The organism is Variovorax sp. RCC_210, from assembly GCF_041355175.1.
Lineage (GTDB): Bacteria > Pseudomonadota > Gammaproteobacteria > Burkholderiales > Burkholderiaceae_C > Variovorax.
Map to the genome: position 1 here is coordinate 1,667,745 of NZ_JBFUPJ010000001.1, position 18,133 is coordinate 1,685,877.

At 64.5% G+C, this 18,133-nt stretch carries 19 protein-coding genes and 1 pseudogene; 3 read left to right on the forward strand and 17 right to left on the reverse strand.

Annotation, left to right across the window (positions count from 1 at the left end):
* Positions 1 to 45 precede the first annotated feature (45 nt).
* Positions 46 to 336, forward strand: a complete 291-nt coding sequence (locus AB6807_RS07855) for a hypothetical protein (RefSeq protein WP_371084109.1) — start codon at positions 46 to 48, stop codon at positions 334 to 336.
* Positions 337 to 1,091: 755 nt separating this feature from the next.
* Complete coding sequence (locus AB6807_RS07860) at positions 1,092 to 1,628, forward strand: ankyrin repeat domain-containing protein (RefSeq protein ID WP_371084110.1); 537 nt, start codon at positions 1,092 to 1,094, stop codon at positions 1,626 to 1,628.
* A gap of 127 nt (positions 1,629 to 1,755) precedes the next feature.
* Here the strand turns inward: AB6807_RS07860 and AB6807_RS07865 are convergent, their stop codons facing one another.
* Genes AB6807_RS07865 through AB6807_RS07940 form a run of 16 tightly spaced genes read right to left on the reverse strand, consistent with a single transcriptional unit; the run spans position 1,756 to position 16,776 of the window.
* Positions 1,756 to 3,864 carry a hypothetical protein gene (locus tag AB6807_RS07865; protein ID WP_371084111.1) on the reverse strand — a complete coding sequence of 703 codons (2,109 nt, stop codon included), beginning with the start codon at positions 3,862 to 3,864 and terminating at the stop codon, positions 1,756 to 1,758.
* Positions 3,865 to 3,867: 3 nt separating this feature from the next.
* Positions 3,868 to 4,560 carry a hypothetical protein gene (locus tag AB6807_RS07870; protein ID WP_371084112.1) on the reverse strand — a complete coding sequence of 231 codons (693 nt, stop codon included), beginning with the start codon at positions 4,558 to 4,560 and terminating at the stop codon, positions 3,868 to 3,870.
* A 3-nt stretch (positions 4,561 to 4,563) separates the two neighbouring features.
* Positions 4,564 to 5,151 (reverse strand): hypothetical protein, encoded by a 588-nt coding sequence (locus AB6807_RS07875; protein WP_371084113.1) that lies wholly within the window; start codon positions 5,149 to 5,151, stop codon positions 4,564 to 4,566.
* A complete protein-coding gene (locus AB6807_RS07880) occupies positions 5,141 to 5,509 on the reverse strand; it encodes a hypothetical protein (protein WP_371084114.1) in 369 nt (122 codons plus the stop codon). Before AB6807_RS07880 ends, AB6807_RS07875 begins: the two co-directional genes overlap by 11 nt.
* Before the next feature lie 43 nt (positions 5,510 to 5,552).
* Entirely contained in the window at positions 5,553 to 6,587 is a 1,035-nt protein-coding gene (locus tag AB6807_RS07885; protein ID WP_371084115.1) for a hypothetical protein, read from the reverse strand.
* Positions 6,587 to 8,317, reverse strand: coding sequence for a hypothetical protein (locus tag AB6807_RS07890; protein ID WP_371084116.1), 1,731 nt, complete (start codon positions 8,315 to 8,317; stop codon positions 6,587 to 6,589). Before AB6807_RS07890 ends, AB6807_RS07885 begins: the two co-directional genes overlap by 1 nt.
* On the reverse strand, positions 8,310 to 9,836 hold the full coding sequence (locus tag AB6807_RS07895; RefSeq protein ID WP_371084117.1) for a hypothetical protein: 1,527 nt from the start codon (positions 9,834 to 9,836) through the stop codon (positions 8,310 to 8,312). The genes AB6807_RS07890 and AB6807_RS07895 overlap by 8 nt, the downstream gene beginning before the upstream one ends.
* Entirely contained in the window at positions 9,833 to 10,300 is a 468-nt protein-coding gene (locus AB6807_RS07900) for a hypothetical protein (RefSeq protein ID WP_371084118.1), read from the reverse strand. Before AB6807_RS07900 ends, AB6807_RS07895 begins: the two co-directional genes overlap by 4 nt.
* Before the next feature lie 2 nt (positions 10,301 to 10,302).
* A complete protein-coding gene (locus tag AB6807_RS07905; protein ID WP_371084119.1) occupies positions 10,303 to 10,737 on the reverse strand; it encodes a hypothetical protein in 435 nt (144 codons plus the stop codon).
* A gap of 8 nt (positions 10,738 to 10,745) precedes the next feature.
* Positions 10,746 to 11,246 (reverse strand): hypothetical protein, encoded by a 501-nt coding sequence (locus tag AB6807_RS07910; RefSeq protein ID WP_371084120.1) that lies wholly within the window; start codon positions 11,244 to 11,246, stop codon positions 10,746 to 10,748.
* Positions 11,243 to 12,487, reverse strand: coding sequence for a hypothetical protein (locus AB6807_RS07915; RefSeq protein WP_371084121.1), 1,245 nt, complete (start codon positions 12,485 to 12,487; stop codon positions 11,243 to 11,245). Before AB6807_RS07915 ends, AB6807_RS07910 begins: the two co-directional genes overlap by 4 nt.
* 3 nt (positions 12,488 to 12,490) lie before the next feature.
* A complete protein-coding gene (locus tag AB6807_RS07920) occupies positions 12,491 to 13,192 on the reverse strand; it encodes a DUF6682 family protein (protein ID WP_371084122.1) in 702 nt (233 codons plus the stop codon).
* Between the two features lie 2 nt (positions 13,193 to 13,194).
* Entirely contained in the window at positions 13,195 to 13,761 is a 567-nt protein-coding gene (locus AB6807_RS07925; protein ID WP_371084123.1) for a hypothetical protein, read from the reverse strand.
* 56 nt (positions 13,762 to 13,817) lie between these two features.
* The gene (locus AB6807_RS07930; protein WP_371084124.1) at positions 13,818 to 14,297 is read right to left on the reverse strand and encodes a hypothetical protein; all 480 of its coding nucleotides are present in this window, start codon (positions 14,295 to 14,297) and stop codon (positions 13,818 to 13,820) included.
* A 57-nt stretch (positions 14,298 to 14,354) separates the two neighbouring features.
* Positions 14,355 to 15,644, reverse strand: a complete 1,290-nt coding sequence (locus tag AB6807_RS07935) for a DUF4043 family protein (RefSeq protein ID WP_371084125.1) — start codon at positions 15,642 to 15,644, stop codon at positions 14,355 to 14,357.
* A gap of 40 nt (positions 15,645 to 15,684) precedes the next feature.
* Positions 15,685 to 16,776, reverse strand: a complete 1,092-nt coding sequence (locus tag AB6807_RS07940; RefSeq protein ID WP_371084126.1) for a hypothetical protein — start codon at positions 16,774 to 16,776, stop codon at positions 15,685 to 15,687.
* A gap of 101 nt (positions 16,777 to 16,877) precedes the next feature.
* On the opposite strand from AB6807_RS07940, the gene AB6807_RS07945 reads away from it, so the two are divergent.
* Positions 16,878 to 17,843, forward strand: a complete 966-nt coding sequence (locus AB6807_RS07945; protein WP_371084127.1) for a hypothetical protein — start codon at positions 16,878 to 16,880, stop codon at positions 17,841 to 17,843.
* On the opposite strand, the pseudogene AB6807_RS07950 reads toward AB6807_RS07945, so the two are convergent.
* A pseudogene (locus AB6807_RS07950) lies at positions 17,813 to 18,133 on the reverse strand (hypothetical protein); the annotation flags it as partial. The gene AB6807_RS07945 and the pseudogene AB6807_RS07950 sit on opposite strands and share 31 nt — an antisense overlap.

The following is an 18,133-nucleotide window of genomic DNA, read 5'->3' on the forward strand; positions in this document are numbered from 1 at the left end:
CTCAGGCCGAACAAAACGAAGACGGTGACACACACAGAGGTGCAAATGGCATTCGAGATAGACGAGGGCACTCGAAATGCGATTGAGCGGGTTCTTGGCCACTCAATCGCGACGCAACGTGGCAACTTATCTGGCTACGACGAAATCGCTGACGCCGATCTAAACGAGCTGCGCCGGCTTTGGTCTAGCGGTGGAGTGATCACCGTCAGCTACCTTCTGCACCGACTGGACGGACGTGGTGGCCTGCAGAATGCCAAGATGTACATCCATCATGTGATCGGTGTTAGAGATATGACAACGAGCGAATGGTTGGAGCGGTCGTCGACACTTGAGTAATACGAGTTGCAAGTAAGCCCGCTGTCGGCCAGGACCGGACATACCTGATGCCTCCTCAAATTGTGAACACCGCCCTTGTCGCCTCGCAGCGATGGAAGCTCTGGCTTTGTGCATTTGCAGGCGCACTGGTGGGTGCTTGCCAGTTCGCACCGACATGGGTGGCCGACGTTCGGCGCTGACGTGGCGACCATAAGGCTATTGGCGCTTGTTGGAGCCTGCCTGCTCTTGGTCCTAGCATGCATCTCAATTCGGTGCCCTGCTTGCGGCCTCGCTCTGGTTTGGCAGGGTATGCGACGACAACCTGTATCCCAGTGGCTCGCTTGGCTTTTGCGCGTTGAGGCCTGTCCGCGTTGCGGCTTCTCTCACGGGCCATTCGAGCACGGAAAATAGCGGTAGCCGACGTTAGTCGGCCAAAGGCGGACATTCCAATGACCTCTGCAAACGACATTCATCAGGAATTTGACGCAGCGTTGCGCTCTACTACTTGCCCGGCGTGCGAGTTGCCCTATTCAGACGCGGCGGTGCAGTGGTGCAATGGTTGGCTCGCGGGTCGGTACGACCTTATGAAGGCAATCGGAGGACAAGAGCGTGATGGGCCAGTCCACATCCGGTGTGAGATGTGTGGCACAAAAGCCTCCTTCGATATTTTCACAACGACTGCTACTGCTCTTCCCGAGGATGTCTAGGCTCAATGTCCGGGAAGGGCCCCGCAACGCCAGCAGTGCAAAGGCTATAGTCGCCCAGGACCGACAGAGGTGCTCGGAGCCTCGAGTAGTTCATGCCACAAAGGATCTACGTTGCGACCGCCACTCCCCATCTACGACGCAGCAGTTTTTGGAGACGTTGCTCTCGTGGCTCGTCTGCTTGACGAAAACCCAGCATTGGTCAACGCCGCCGACGAGTGGGGCTTCACGCCGTTGCACGGCGTGGCCGGCGAAGATCAGCTTGAAATGGCGAAGTTACTCATCGCGAAGGGTGCAAACGTCAACGCACAGAATGACTCGGGGATAACTCCACTTCACCTTGCAGCCTACCCCTTCATGGCAAGGCTTTTCGTCGAGGCAGGGGCGTTGCTCGAAGCAAGAGAGGGCGGTGAGGGCACGCCGTTGCACATACTCAGCGAGAGCGACGACAGGCTCGACGTGATGGAGGCGCTGCTTGAACTTGGTGCCGATGTGAATGCAAAGGACCGTCGCGGCCAAACCGCGCTTGACACCGCTGTGGACAGGGAGGATCAAGAAATGATTGACCTTCTGACCCGATTCGGCGGCACCCGAGGCGTCCACCCTTGACGCTGCTGGTCAGTCTGTTGAACGACCGCTGTTGAGCGCTTTGAACTTCCGCTTTGGGCCCTGAGCTGCCGCTCGCAGTTCTCCAAAAGCGGTCATAGCGCTCCACTGCAATCCGTCAGAACGGGCTTCAGGCATCCGAGGTTTCGTAGACACCACTGAGCCGGAGAACAGCACCACTCAGGCCGGGGTAGTTGTTGTTGTACGTGAAGATTGTGCAGTTCTTCGTGCCAAGCGTGCAGACGCCCTGCAGCATGTTGCCTGTTGCGGCGTCCTCCCGCCCAGCCAGCACGGCACCGTTATTCGCCGTCCACGGCAGGGTAAGTCGCACGCCTCCGCCACCGGTGTTGTTATTCGTGATCGTCAGCGAGGCGTTGATGAAAACCGTCTTGCCAATGCGCTTGTGCCACACAAGTCCGGAGGCATCAGCAAAAGCGCCGCTTACCGGCGCGAAAGTGGCGGCAACACTGGTCCAGGCCGTGCCGGTGTCGCCGGTGCCGCCGCTGCCCACAGGCAGGGGCTGGGCCAGCGTGACCACGTTCGTAGCGCTGATGGCCACAGGGTCGGCGGTGGGGCCGGTGGCGTTGCCGCGCGAGATCTTGAAGCCGCCCGCGCCGTCCACACGCATGGTGAAGTTCTGCGTCGCGGTGGCGCTGCTGCCCACCTGCACCCCGCTCGAAGCCTCGATGGCTGAATAGAAACGTGCCGTGCCACCGCGCGTGAAGTATGCGAACAATTGCTGGACGTTGGAGGCGTCGTAGTAGTACAGCGGCAGGTTGTGGGACGTGTCGCCGACCGCCAGGCCCATTTGCCAGCGCACCGCGCCGGCCTGATCCCATTGCAGGTATGCGGAATGGTCGGTCGCCGTGCGGCCCACCGCCAACACGGCGTCATTGCCCGAGCCGGACGAACCCGTGACCACCAGGTGCTTCACCGGCCCTGCGTTGGTGTGCGTGAAGTTCGCCGCCGTGACGATGGTGCTTCCGTTGATCGCGGGCGAGGTTAGCGTCTTGTTCGTGAGCGTCTGCGCCGTGTCGGTGGTCGCGATGTTGCTTGGCAAATTGGCGATCGGCAGCGTGCCCGACACATCGGTGGCAAGTCCTACCTTGCCCCATGCAGGCGCCACGCCCACGCCCCCGGAGCGCAGCACATTGCCGACTGCCACGGCCGCCAGCTTGCTCAGCACGGTGGTGCCGCTCGCATAGAGCATCTCGCCCACGGTGTAGCTGGTCTGGCCCGTCGAGCCATGGTCTACGCCCAGCAGCCCCGACATGGCAGTGCTGGTCAGATCCACCGCCGTCACTGGGACGTTGATCGCGGAAGACCCGTCGAAGTTGGTAGCGGTGCCAGTGATGGCGCCGGTGATGCCGATCGCGCGCGGGGTGGCCAGCTTAGTCGCAGTGGCCGCGTTGCCGCTGGTGTTGCCCGACATGGCGCTATCGGTGTAGGCGATCTGCTTGGGCACGTTCCAGGTCGAGCCGTTCCAGCTGCCCTGGTAGTGATACAGGGCTGCGCCGCCCTTGCTCATGAACAGCGCATTGACCAACCCGCCGCTGGCATCCGTGTAGTTGCTCAGGCTAAGCACGTCGCCGTAATCGGTGCCCACGGTGCCGGTTTCCATGCCAGTCTTGGACGAGAACCACGAGCGCGTGCCCCACGGAATGCCGGCGACGGCAGATGGTGAGAAGTCCGAAGGCTTCAGGATGCGGTTGTCGGTTGCTTGCAGCACGCCGGCGCGCGCGGCGGTCGTTGCCGTCGCGACGTTGCCGCCTTCCGTGGCAAGCGCTACCCATGTGCCCCACACGCCGCTCACCGCACCGCGCACCCACAGTTTCTGGGTGCGCCAATCCCCGGTCATCTGGTACGAATAGCCGCCACCGCTGTACGTCATCGACATGATGGCGCCATCAACGATGCCAGAAGGCTTGTCGGAAGCGGAGCTCGCCAGGAACCGTGCACTCCATCCACCGACGTTTGAGGCTGCGTCAGCAGTAGCAGCTGTCTGGCTCAGCAAGAAGTTGGTGGCAGTTGCGCCTGTGATCGTGGCCGCGTTCCCAGAGATCGATATGGCCCAACTACCGCTGGCGCCAACACCCGTTGTCGATGGTGCACCCAGCGCCGCCAGCGCCGCAGCGGCCGTGGTCGCCCCTGTTCCACCGTCCGAAATCGGAATGGCATCCGCCGCAGCCAGCTCTTGAATGCTGCCCGAGTAGATGACCAGGGGGTGCTTGGCCGCCACCAGTTACGCCAGCACGATGGGGTCGCTGGCCTCGAAGTTCAGCGCCGTGGCCGAGACTGCGATACCAAGGCGCTGCACAACATTCCCGGATGCGCTGGGCGCCGCGGAAGTTGCGCCGCCGGCGGTGGTATTCAGGAACTGCGGGCCAGGCGTCAGGCCGGTCATCGCAGTGTTGGTGCCTTCGAAGTACACCGTGGCGTTCGCGCCACTGGCCACAGCGCCGAGCACAAACCCGTGCGCTTCCTTGCCTTGGGTCGTCGCGTCGGCTTTACGCACGTTGGCGGTGCCGGCGTTGTTGTAGATGTTGACCAAATTGCCCGCCGACAGAGCTTCGCTCGCCAGGATCGTTGCCGTATCGGCGCCGATGCCCACAGGCAGCATGGTGCTGTCCAGCCGGCCAGAGCCGTCGAGCGCGGCCACCTTGCCAGCCGAGCCTGCGCCTGCCGACGTGGTTGTGGAATTGACCAGCGTGGGGTCGAGGATGCCGCTCGCGTTGAGCGCCGCCACCTTGCCGCTGTCGCCCGCGCCGGCGCTGGTAGTCTTGCTGTTAACGATCGTGGGGTCGAGCACGCCCGCGGCGTTCAGGGCTGGCAGGCGGTTCGCATCGCCCGCGCCCGCGCTGGTGGTCAGCGCGAATTCTTCGGTGGTGGTGCCGGAGACTTGCTTGAGAAACTTCTTGGTCGAGTTGGTGCCCATGATTTACTCCTGAAGGACGATGGGCGCCTTGGCCCCGATGAGAATTTGGGTCGGCAGCGTGGCGATGCCGACAATGAGGCTGAAGCCGGTGGTGGGCGAAGGTTGCGTGAGCACGCCCTCCAGGCCGACGAAGACAGGCTGGTCGGGCGTCCATGCCCACGATGGCTCAGTCATGAGGCCGCCGAACTGGATCTGCGCGAGCGCGCCCTCCTCCACCGCGCCGCGCGTGATGCCGAGCACCGCATTGGCGTCGGCGACAACGGTGTGATCGGCATAGATGGCCTGGCCAGCCAGCAGCCGCACAGCGCGGTGCCCGCCGAGCGGCACAGCGGCCGGGAACTCGACGTAGGCCTGCCCCAAGCCGCCGGGTGGTCCAGGTGGGCCCTGCCGACCCTCGTCCACGAGCACGATCTGCGCGCCCTCGGTAACCACCAGCAGGTCGGGCTCGGTATCGACCAGCATCTGCGGCGGCTCGATGTCGGCGACCTCGGCACCGGGATCGGCAACTTCGACAAGCAGCTCACGCTGTGTTTCAACCAGCGTTTCCTGCTCGACGATCTCCAGCAACTCGGTGTTGCAGTCACGGGCCACGTGTGACCTCCGGGGAGACCGCGACGCTGCCGGACAGCAAGCGGCGCACCGTGCCATCTGCGAACACCACCTCTAGGTCATACACCGCAGTGCGCCATGTGATCGCCGCAGTCGCGTCCGCCTCGATGCGCAGCGTGACGGTGCCGACCGCGGCGCCGAGCACGATGCCGCCGTTGGTCGTGGTGAGCTCGATCAGCACCTCCGGTGCTTCGAGCTTCTCGCGGATCTGCATGCGCGCCGCAGCTCCGGTGAGGTCGACCGGCGCAGGCGGCTTTCCAGTCTTCCAAGTCACAGTCTTCGTGAACGTGGCGCCCTGGTCGATTTTGAGAGAGAGCTTGAATGCAGCCATCGCCGGCATGGTGCCGGCGTATGGCGAGGCGGGCGAACCCTACAGGGGTGGGTCAGAGCGAACTGGAATCGCCCCCGCTGATGCTTGCGCCTGCGTTCAGACCGTTCCACGAAGATGCAACCACGCCGCCCACCGTGCTAGCGTTGGCCAGGGCGGCGCGCACGCGGTCGCTGTTCGCTTGCGACTTCGCGTTCAGGTTCGCCTGGTTCGCCGCTGACTGCAGCTGCGCGTCGGTGATGTTCAATCGCACCAGTGGCTCGATGGCGGCAACCTCCGCCGAATACATGGCGGTGAGCGCGCGTGCCAGTTCCGTCTTGAGGCCGGCCAGCGACGTGGCCAGTTGCACTGCTGTCTGCGGCCCGAGGATCAGCGTGCGGATGTACTCGCTGGCCAGCTGCAGCGCGGACTTGCGCAGGTCGATGGAGGTGGTGATAGCGAAGCGGGTGTTTTCGAGCTCAGTCTCGAAGGTCTTGATGGCAATGTCGCGGCTCTGGCCGGCCAGCTCTTTCGAAGCCGCCAGACGGATCTGCGTGACCTGCGCGGCCGCGGCACCGGGCGGCAGCGGAAAGCCTCGGTTCGCCCAGGTGGCCACTGCAGACTTCTCGAGCTGCTGAGCCTGGGTCAGGATCCGAGCCTTGTCTCGCTCCCAGATCTGCTGTTCCACTGAAGCGTTGACGCCGGTACCGCCCTGCGAGAGCGCGGTGTCCAGCCACGCCAGCGCGGCCGGGTAGAAGTTGCCGTCTGGGAAATAGGTCTGCAGGAACGTGCCATAGCCGCCTTGCAGCAGCGCGTTGATTTCGGCGCGACTGTCGTCATAGATCGCCTTCGCCTCGTTCGGATCGATGTTCGGAAGGTTCGGCGGCAGCGGCGGCAGGTAACTCTTGTCGAGCAACACGCCCGGCATCTGGGGCGCGGGATTGGTCAGCGCGATCGCGTTATCGCTGATCTCGAAGAGCTTGTTGAGCAGCGAAAAACCGTTCTTCCACTTCGCATTCATCACCTGTGAAACGATCACCGGCGCGCCAGCGCCACCAGTCGAAGGGTCAGGAACAGAAACGATGTCGCCGGGGTTGATCGGAGTGGTCATCAAATTTTCCTTTGTAGGTCTGCAACCTGCAGTTGCACGGTGTCGATCTCGAAGTCGGCCCCGTCTTGGTTGAAAAGCTCCAGCTCGAAGTAGTTGGCCTTCAGCCCCTTGCCAATGTCGACGCGCTGTTGCTGCAACACGTCGCTATGGCTGCGCGTGCGATAGTCGAAGGTCCTCCCTTCCGCCGTCACCCGCAAGATCAGCTTGTCCTCGCCGGCCATACCCACATAGCACTCGGCAACGGTCTTGCGCTGGGCGTTGCCGAGGTCCCGTTTTCCGAAATGCACGTGCGCGGCGATCGGCGCGCCGTTGTCTGTGGCGCCGTCCAGATCCACGATGCCGCTCTCGCCCGCGCCGAGGTAGCGGTCGCCCAGGCGGGCGAAGCTGTTGAAGTCGAATGCCGAGTAGCTGGTGTTGCCAAAGCCTTCCAGGTTCACCACCAGCGTCTGCATCTCGCCGGCTGGCACGCCGAGCATGGCGGCGCTGCTGGCAACCGACGCCATCAGCGCTTCCTGCATCGCCTCGATGCCCATCACGCTGTCCAGCACCGCACTCGAATCCATGCGCGCGTCCTGGACCGATTGCACGGTCATGGCGCCCGCCACCTGCGCGTTGCTGCTCATGAACACCACCAGCAGGGTGGAGGCCTTCATGCTGCTGCTCGCCTGCGTCGCGGCGCCCAGCGTGGCGTTGAAATTGCCTTCCAGCGCCTGCAGGCTCAGGCCCAGCGGCGCGAGACGCACGTCCATTTCCGCGTACGGGTGGTCGGCGTACAGCGCCTTCAGCGATGGGAGCTGCACCGCCATCTGCGCCAGGTTGCCCACCAGGAGGTCGAGGCTGGGCTGCAGCTGCGGGAGATCGATCTCCATCACGGTGAAGCTGGGCGCCACGAAGCCGGCCAGCAGGTTGGGCCGCAGCGGCGGCAGCGCGCATTCGAGGATGGCCGACACGCCCGACATGAAGTACTCCGCGAGCGACGGCAGCACGACGTTCATGGTCATGTTGTTGCTGGTCGGCAGCGCGCCCACCTGCGTCATCACCGGGTCGAACACCTCGTCGTAGGCCGAATACATGGCGGCTTCGAGCCACACCGGCGCGGTGCCGGCCGCGGCGTTCGTGTACTTCGTGGCGCCATTGACCTTGTAGGCCACGCTCGAGCCGCTGCGCTCGATGCGGAACACGCTGGCGCTGGTGTACGCGCCGGCGCTGCCCTTCACCACGCCGTTCTCCATGATCAGCGCCTGGCCACGGAACAGGTAGAAGGCGAAGTCGATGAGGTTGCCGCGGTATTCCTGCGTGCCGTCGTCGCTGTTCAGGCCACAGATGATGCCCACGGCCGAGCCGCTCGCCTTGAACTCGGCCCACCCGTCGCCGAAGATCACGTCTTTCGAGCGACCGCCGCTGTTCCAGCCCAGATTGAAATCGGCGTCGGTCGTCAGCCGGTCCTCATAGTGCGCCGGCACAGCCGGGTACTGCACCCGCACGCTCTCGTCCGAGCACGCCCAAACGCCCTGCACGCTGCCGTTCTTGATGGGCTCGTTGGGCGTGAACTGCAGCGTGGCGCCGCCGGTGGCCGGGTCCACCACCGCCGTGTAGCTGCCCGGCACGCTGTAGCGCAGGCCGCAGACATAGCGGCGCTCGAGGGTCGTGCGCGCGGGCTGCGCAGGCACGAAAACCGGCTTCACCACCGGCACGTTGTTGGTCTGCTTGATGAGGCGATTGCTAGGCATGCTCGATCCTGATGTCGGTCAGCCAAGGCGTGGCCGGGTATGGATTGATCGGTTGGTCGCCGCTGCGGGCGAACACCACGTCGCTGAAGTCAGCGAGGTTCTGAAACTGGTCGGTGGGCTGCGGTGGTCGACTGTCGGTCGCGATGACCGCTCGGCGCGTCCAGCTCGCGCCCTGGTCGATGGATTGCAGTAGACGGTGCGCGCCCTCTTCGTAGACCGGCACCACCAGGCGCCGCGGGCTCAGCGCGCGCACGGTACCGGTGTGGTTCTCGGCCAGCGGCAGGTTGCCCACGTCGGTCAGGGTCACACCATCGGTCGTCAATCGCACGCGGGCGGGCTGCGGCCAGATGGCGGAAATGTCGGGTGCTGTGGGCCGGGTCAGCACCAGCACGCCCGCTGGCATGGCGATCGCGTCCTTCAGGTAGGTGTCGGCCAGGAGCGGCGTGGTGGCGTCGAGTAGCACGGTGCTGCCCGTGATCGCGCCGGTGGCCACATCCACCACGCCCATCTTGACGCGCGCGCGCAGCGTGCCGCCGTCCATGTAGGGAACCACGGCCAGCACGACGCTGGTGGCGCGCGACAGCGGCGCGGTGACGACGCGCACCCAACTGGCCGCCTCGTTGAAAGCATCGATGGCCGACGGGTTGCCGCTGTCATTGGGCAAGCTGTTGATGGTGGCCAGCTCGGCGCCGAACAGGGTGGGCGTTGGCACCGCGGCCCACGTCGCGCCGGCGTCGGTGGATTTCGTGACGACCAGCACCGCCGCGGCGCTGTACGGCGCGCCGGCGCGGAAATACCGGTCGAACTTCATGAGCACGCCCGGCGCCAAGGTCGTGACCGACCCGTAATAGGCCACGGCGCCCGCGAAACCCAGCGTGGCGCCCAGCGCGAAGCCGCTCTCCCCGTCGTCCCGCAGGAACACCATCACCGGGTTGCCGCCCGCGCCCATCTGTGTGACGCACGCGCCGCTGTAGAACTTCGGGGTGCCGCCGGCGTCGCGGTAGCCGCTCTGTGCCTGGATGAGCACGTAGGCGCCGCGCGCCGTGAGGATGTTGTTCGTGATCGAGTTGGCCTCGTAGTAGGGCGTCACGTCGATGCCGCGGCGCGACCGCGCCTGCTGGAACACCGCCTGCGTCCACTGGCCGCCGTTGAAGTCGCTGATGACCGGCGTGCTCGAGGCGACCAGGCGCAGGGACTGCATCAGCGCGCGGCCGTAGTGGCGGGTGTTCGGGTCGATGCTCACGCCGTCCCATGGCGCGCCGACCAGTCCGAACAGACCCTCGGCGTTGGTGGCGCCGCGCACCTGCCACACGCCGGCGGCCGTGCGGCCCAGGCTGTAGACCGCTGCCAGATCCTGTTCGACCTTGAAGACCGTGAAGAGGTCGCCATTGCGCACCGCTACCGCGCCCGGGGTGCGCTTGCGCTGCCAGGCCGGGCCCAGCGAGCGGCGCAGGTGCTCTACCGCCCCACTTCCCCCCGGGTCAAACCCGTTCGGGTACTTGGTGGGCTGCTGGCTCACGCAACCTCGCGCGTGCCGGCCAGGGCAGTCCAGAAGGTCGGAGTGACCGGAATGCTCAACGGGACGATGTGGCGCACCACGCTGCCGCCATCGTTCACGCTGATGTACGTGCCCACCACCACGTCGAGCTCGTTGAGGAATTCGACCTTGTAGATGCCCGCCGTGGGACACAGGGTGTCGATGCGAAGGTCGTCAGCGACGATGTCGGCAGCGCCTCCGTTGTCGTACATGACGAAGGTAGTGACAACGCCAGGCGCAACCGTGCCGGTGCTGGCACTATCTACGCGCGTCGGCGACGTAGAGCCAAACCGGCCAGCTGCCGGGCCGCCCGGGTCGGTGAATCGGAAGTTGCCCGCCACCACGCCGCCCACGCGATAGCCGCCACCGAAGTCAGAGGCCACCAGCACGTTTGCCGGGCAGGACGCCAGCGCCGTGACGACTGCCTTTTTTACGGTGACGGCCATGCTCAGGCCGCGGGCATCGTGATGTTGCCGGCGTCGACGGTCTGCGTGGCGCCGCTTGCGATGCTGGTGCTGGTCATGTTCAGCTCGGACGTGCTGGTGCCGCACTTGCCCTGGATGCGCTTCGCGGTGGTGCTCGCATTGCCAGTGTCGGCGGTGTCGGTCAGCCGGAAGTGCGTGGCGGTACCGCCCGCCACCGCGACACCGGACCACACTTGGCTCGAAGCCTTGGGCAGCGCGCCGCCCACGGCCGCATCGAACGCCAGCGCGGCGGCCGATGGACCCGTGAGCGTCACCAGCAGCGTGCCGGTGATCGCATCGTTGGCCGAGACGGGCTCAGTGCCGGAGTAGATGCGCATCACAAGGGTGGCGAACGCGCCCTTGACGGAGCCGGTCTCCAGCATGTGGTTGCGCATGCCGTCGGAAAGTTTTGCAGTCATGGGGTTCCTTATGCAGCGGAGGTCAGAGAGTTGGCGGCCACCACGGTCAGCTTGTCGCCGGGGTTCATCAGCTTGGGGGAGCCGAACTTCACGGCGCTGGCCAGCACGCCGTTCACGGACCCCTTGGCCTGCGACGATGTGATGACGCCGCCGTAGATGGTCTTGTTGTCGTTGAAGATGAACTCGGCCTTGTTCGAGCTGTTGTCCACTGCGCCGTTCGACACCGAACCGGTAACGAAGTCCGGCCGGCTGATGGCGTCGTAGGCGGTGCACTCGAGTGCAGTGCTGGGGAACGCGGCGGCCGTGAGGCCGGGCTGGGGCGTGTAATCGCCCTCGAAGAGCGCGATGTACCACTGCGTCACCTGGGCGCCGCCCTTGAACTCAGTGGCCATCATGTGGTTCAGGCCCTCGGTCGGCACCAGGTTGCGCACGCGCTCGCGCTCGATGCGGCCATCCGCGCGTTCGATCGTCACCAGCCACTCGAAGCCGACTTGAGCTGCGGATTTCATTGGAACGTTCCTTTCTTCATAATTTCTGCTTCCATGTAGCTGCTTGCCACGGCTACGCTGGGCTCCACGCGCGTGCGGGTTGCGATGATTTGCCGCAAGCCGTCGCGGTCCCGGAACAGGGTCGCACCGGCCGTCGCGCTGGGCACGTCGAGTGCGTCTTCCTGCACGTTGGCCAGGCTCAGGTCGGGGTTGCCGATCACCAGGCCGTGCACCGACTGCCAGAACACCTGCGAGCCCTGTTTGCTGCGCGGCAGCGTGCCGCTCGTGAAAGGAATGGCGCCGTACGGCAGCCGCTCGACGAGTTGGCCTTCGACCAGATCGGCCAGCGCATAAGTCTTGTCGGCCGCGATGAAGATGCCGCCGTCGACGACCTCCACCACGCTGATCGGCTCGGCGAAAGCCAAATAGCCCGACGCGGGGTCGTAGACGCCGTACTGATACGGCAGGCTGTAGAACAGCAGGTTGCCACTGACCACCAGCATGCGGCCCTTGTAGTGGCGCACGATGGTGCCGGGCGGCATGGGCGCCAGGTTCAGGGTGTCGCACTCGCGCCCGCTCTGGGTGTGCACCGGCACGCTGCCGCCGAGGCCCAGCGTCTGGTAGATCAGGATTTCGCCATTGGGTGCCGACAGGAAGACGTTCACCACGTCGCTGGCGCTCCAGCTGATGGCGCTGCCCTCGGGCACTTGCAGTTGAACAATGGGCGTGGCGGCGGACTCGCCATCCGGGCCCGTGCGGGTGAACGCAACCAGGTAGCGGCCGGCGCGCAGCGAGCCCTCGCCCTTTCCGACGGCGACCAGCGGCGCGGTGTCGAGCGCGTCGGTCACGGCCGGTCGGTCCTCGCCGTTGATGACGCGGCGCAGCGTCACGCCGTTTGACCAGTACACCGCGTTGTCGGCGCCGCGCGAGAACGACACCGGCAGCTGCGGCATGTTGGGGCGCACGATAACGCGCGTGAAGTCTGCACCACCGTCACGCAGACGTTCCAAGTTGCCATTTATGACGGCAAAGGCTTCGCTGAAAGGCGAAGTCGACCAGATCGAATGCGCGCGGCCCGAAATTGCTGTGGTCTGCCCGCGGCGGCGCTTCAGGTAGCCCTTGGCGTTGATGTCGACGTTATCGGCCGCGTAGAGGTAGGTCGCCGGCCTTCGGTTGGGCAGCGCGGTGTCAAGTTGCGTCGGCTCCAGCCGGTTGTTCAAACCGGGAGCGAGAGAGCCGATGGGGACGGAACGAACTGCCATGGCTCACCACCGGTGCACCGCAATGACGTGCGGCTGATTGGCCCGCTGGTCCTTGCGAAGGTCTGCATCAGGGCGCAGACCGAAGTACTGCTCGAACGCAGCCAGCGCCACAGCGGCCTTCTGCGGATTGAACATCTCGGTATCTGGCTTGCTGTACGCGCGATGCAGAGCCCAATGCACTAGGAAGCGATGATGAATTGCCCCGATCTCCGGTATCGTTTCGCCGTCCGAGTCGGATGTGATCGGTGACAGTGGCGTCCGATACCCTTCAAGACGCAGCATGTAGGACCCATCCACGATGCCAGGAAGTACCACCCGCGTGTCGTCTTGAACGAGGTAGCGGGGGCGTCCCCGCTCGTCGCGCCAGCGCGGGCAGACCTCGTCTAGCTCATCCCGAGTCGTGATGTGAAGTTCCTGAATGCATGCGCTGTCGGCGACGCTCAGCAGCCTCGCCTTCGTGACCTCGAACATCCGCGAGTCGAGGGGATACGAGCTCCTATTGGCGACAACAGCGATCTGGACAATGCTCAGGGTGTAGTCGTCGAACAGCAGCCGCTTTCGGATCGCAGCCTCCTCCTCGGCCTCGCCCAAGAAGCGCGCGACCTCCGCGTCTTTCCAGAGCAGATCATCATCGCCGCCACCGATGCTCGAGGGAGCATCGTCGGCATCCGACCGAAACGAGGCAATTAGGTCGTCGAGCGTCATGCTCAGGGAACCCCGTACTGATCGATCATCTCGACAATGCGAGCGCGCATGTTCTCGACCGAAAGGTTCTTGGGCACCTTCTGGTTGAACTTCGCGACACCCCAGTCCTGCAGCGCTTCCTTGTCCATCGAGTCCAGCGTTTGCACCAGGTCGAGGCGGTTCTGCTCAGCCAGCTTCTGGTCGTCTTCGAGCTTCTTGGCCGCAGCGAGGCGCGTGGCCGTGTCGTCCTCTGGCTCCTGGGCGGACTCGTCCTTGCCGCGTGGTACATCGCCAGGCGGCGCCACCGGGGTCTGCGGAGCGGCACCACTCTCGCTGGAGCTGCCCTCGCCCGTAGGCACGACGGGCGACTGCACGGGCGCGGGCGCTGGGGCGGTCGCCGCAACGGCCGGCTGAAGCACGACTCTCTCGAAGCAGTCGTCGTGCCGCAAAAACTTCGCGACCAGATCCAGATCGGTGATGACGCGCACCTGGCCGGGCACGAACGGAAGGTTCGAGCCGTAGAGGCGGTCGTAGAACGGGTCTTCGCGCCCGATGTACTTCACGGACACGCCATTCGTGTTGGTGGGCATGAGAGCTCCTTGAGTGGTGAGAAACGGGGAAGGCGCTGCCGCCCTCCCCTGCGACTTCACTTCGCGCCCAGGCGCTCGCCGTGGACGATGAAGTCGATGCGGCTGACCTTGGCATTGGCCGCGCCGGCGATCGTCAGCACCAGGAAGGCCTCCTTGGGCAGCGTGACCGGCGCCTTCGCCGAGCTCGTGCGCAGGCGAGCCGCGGCGTTGAGCACGATGCCGGTGCCGAAGTACGCGAGGTCCTGAGGCACCTCGACGCTATCCACGCCGTCGGCGTACTCGAAGCCGAGCGAGCCGGTTACGGCTGCGGTCATGGCGGTGGACACGATCGCTTGCAGGTCCTCGGCGCGGAAGCCGGCCGGCAGGCTCTGCAGGTAGACCTTGTCGCCGATGCCGAGAGGCGTGGTCGCATTTGCACGCACAGCTGCGCCGGTGGCGTCGGTTTCGAGCGTGGCGCGCAGCGTGGTGACGTTGCCGTAGGCGGCCATGCCGCCGAACTGGTTGATGCCCAGTCCCTTGAGTTTGATGTTGGCCATGTGAGGCTCCTTGATGGGGTGAAGGGAGAAAGGCCGGGTTGCCCCGGCCCTGGGTCATCAGCCGCGCGGCTTGATGATCGGCACCACCGTGTCGAGCACCGTCACACCGTGGTCGGTGAATTGGGTCTCGTCGCCATGGTCGATCGCGAAGCGAACCTTGGACATGCCCAAGATGGCGCCGATCAGGATTTCCATCTTGTCGCCGTGGTCGTCCTTCTCTTCGCTCCAGAAGAACGGCATGCCGCTGTGCTCCGAGGCGCCGAACGCCTGCGCGAGGCCCTGACCGCCCATCAGGATGGCGCGGTCGATGGCGAACTTCGTGGTGAAGCTAGCCGGCACGACCGCGGCCGTCTCGACCTCGGAGTCGTATGCGGCGCAGTACCGGATGGTGTCGCCTGCATAGAAGCGGATCGGCTTCGGCATCTTGACCATCAGGATGCCGCCCCACAGGCCCGCTTCCATCAGGAACAGCGGGTGGTCCTTGGCCAAGCGTGCGCGGGCCACCGCGTTCGCCTGGAAGTTGCGGAAGGCTGGGTCCGTCGCGAAGCCGCTGTACTGGGCAGGCGAAAGCAGCATCACCCGGATCGGGCTGTCGGTCGCGGCCTGGTCGTCGTCGAACTTGACCGGGGGCGGCGGCAGCGGGATCTGGTCGATGTAGGTGCGCACGGCGTCGACGGTCCCCATCTTCAGCAGGTCGGTCGATGCGATGTCGACCTCGCCCGCGTTGACGGTGAACTGGTCGATCGCACCGGCCTTGGCCATGAAGTGGCGGTTCTTGGTCGGCGCCTTGACGCGGTTGACCATGATCTCGTTGAACTTCGGATGCGTCTCGACCGGCACGCGCCATTCGATGTTGTCGTGGAAGCCGCGAGCGCCGCCAGCGTGGACCAGGATCGACTGGTCCAGGAAGTCGTCCATCTTCTGCTGTGCGAGCGGGCGCCCGACACGGCGCAGATCCACAGGGCTGCGAATCTGCGACATCACGTCGCCCATGTCGATCGGGAAGCGCGCCTGGTTGACGCGAAGCCGGTCTTCGGACAGCTTGATGCCCACGCCGCGGCCCTTGGCGTACTCGCTGCCCATGATCGGGTAGCCGCCGCTCGGGTTGATGAGGTTGAACTTCACCTCGTCGCCCTTGCCCTGGCCCAGATCCTGCGCCTGCACGATCGGCATGTGGTTGGTGGACTGCTTCTTGATCGTGCTGATCGCGCCCTCCAGCTTCGGCATCTTGCCGACAAGCCGGTTCATGGTGGTGTTGCGTTGCTGGCTGACGGCGAACACGCCAGCTGCCTGCTGGACCATCGCCTTCGGGTCGCCGTACGCGGTTTGCGTTTTCGTTGCGGTCATCTAGACCTCCTTGTGTGTGGTGCTGTGTGGGCCAGATGGCTCACAGGGATCGGTTCAGAAACGCATCGATCTGTGCGGGCGTCATGCCTTGCATGGCGTCGGCCATCGATACGGGGTCCATGGCCGCCAGTCGCTCGTGCGGCGACAGCGCGTCGGCCCGCCCGCCCGGGATGTCCGAGAGGGAGGCCGGCACGGCTGGCGCCGCGGCAGCGATGGCGGCTTGCGCCGCGGCCATAGGATCGGTCGCAGCGGCCTGACCCTTTCCAGAGGCTGCGGCTACAGCGGGCGCTGCGACAGCCTTCTTGAAATCGTTGAACAGCTCGACCACCTGCGACGTGGAACCCTTCTCCAGCACATCGCGCAACGTCGGTTGCAGATAGCTGGGTTGGGCGCCGATCCACTTTTGCAACTCGGCGCTCTCCACGAGGGAGTCCGCGTCGGGATGCGCCTTGTAGATGGCATCGAGGTGAGCCTCGTGCGCAGTGCGCTGCTGTTGCTGCTGGTACGGCGCCATGGCCTTGCCAACGTGGGCTTGGACCTGCTCCTGCACCTGCTGCACTACCAGCGTCTGAATGCCCTTGGCCAGCGCCTCTTCGGAGAAGTCCCCGAAGATGGCCGGATCGACACCCTTGTCGATAGCCGCTTGCGCGGCCGCAACTTGGTTGTCGGTCTTCGTCGGCGCTTGACCCGCATCAGCGCGCTCCTGCGCCTGGGTCTGTAGGTCCGCAAGTTGGCGCTGGGCCGTCTCCGCTTGCGCCTTCCAATGCTGCTCACCCTCGCGGGCCTGCACCAGCTTCTCGTACGGGATGGTGTGCTTGCCATCCTTCGCGAGCAAGATGGCGTGGGACGCATCGGGCTCGGCTACTGGAGCTGCTGCAGGCGCCGCGGAGGGCGCTGGGGCGGGGGAAGGTGCAGGCGAAGAGGCCGGAGCGGCTGCGCTGCTGTTCGTGTTGGCGACACCCGCTTCGGCGGAAGCGGCGGCGTCTGCAGCAGTGGTGGACGCGGGCGCGCCACCGTCATCCAGCCCGAAGCTGGTATCGCCCGATGCGAGCTCGAGGAGCTGCGCAGCCTGCTGCGGCGTCAGTGCGCCAGTGATTTCGTTGTTCTGGAAAAAGTCGTTGGATGTCGTCATGCCTGTCCCGCCACATATCGCCGTGGCCGCAAAGGGGCCAGCAATCCGGTGCGAGCCACGTGGGCCCGCGTCATCTGCCTTGAATCCACGGCGTTGCCACCGTGACGTCGCCCCAACGCTCGCGCGCGGTGCTTGAAGGCAGTTTCAAGAAGCAGGAGACAAAGACGAAACCCTACAGGGGGTTCAAGCCGCCAACTGCAGCACCCGGCACTGGTGAGGCAAACTTGACGCTTCAAGCTCGTTGTTCATTTACAAAACCCATGCAATCGTTTCAGCTAGAAGATCGCGGCTTTTTCTGGAAGTCTGACGAGGCGCTACCAAATGGCGAGGTTCCATCAGAAGCGGTCCCCGGCTCGCTCACAATCGACTCCGAAGGGAAAATACAGCTAGAGCTGGACGGAATTTTTTCAGGCAGTAGCCACCCATGGCAAGTCATCTTCGATGACAAGATCGACGATCTCAAAGACCGTACGTTCTTGGGGCTGCTAAAAAAGAGCAACCAGTACGTCAGGCTCAGCGGCTTGCTTAGAAATGGCGGGGCTGCACGAAGCCGCGGAATCTCATATGTGAGTTACCTTGTTCAGACCTGCTTGGTAGCCGGCGGACCTTTTTCGGATGCCGACCTCGACAAAGACATTCTTGAACTCGAAGTCGATATTGAGGGATTTGAAGAGTGGGTTGGACAGGGGCAACTACAACCCAAGCAAACTCCGCGAACCTTGAGCGTCAAACACATAGCGAGCAAACCCAAACGCTATCGGTTAGACGACGGATATTTGGAGATACGCTTCGAAGTGGATGTGCCAGCTGTCACTCAAATGAGGCGACACCGCATGGAGCTCAGAACACGACACTTTGTTTCGTGGACTCCTCGACAGCCGATTGCGACGGCTGACGCGATTGAGCGATACAAGATTCTTCAGGACCTGATGATTCTTCTCACCGGCTCTGACCGACCGCTTGAATGGCCGACAGTGACGCTAGGTCCAAAAAGGGTGAGCGTCCAGTCCGACCATCTTGACCGGCCGCACGCGGTTCACTTGGGCTGCAGCTGTGCTCCGACGTAGGCAACGCACTCCACGAGGTTGAGGGCGGCTAGCAGCAAGAACTTCTCGGCGTCAGTTCGCACGCGCAGCAGGTCGTGCTGGCCAAGGTGGCCATACACAAACGCCAGCAGGTAGCACTCGGGGTGGTCGACGCAGAACTTCGTGATCATCTGCTCGACGAGGTCTGGCGGCACGCCCTCGGTGAACTTCATCGTCGCCGTCAGCCGCTGCAAAGTAATAGTCCGCTCAAGGCCGTCGTTGACGGCCGGGTGCTTTATGGCGTGATGTCGGCCACGTGCTGGAGCAGGCCG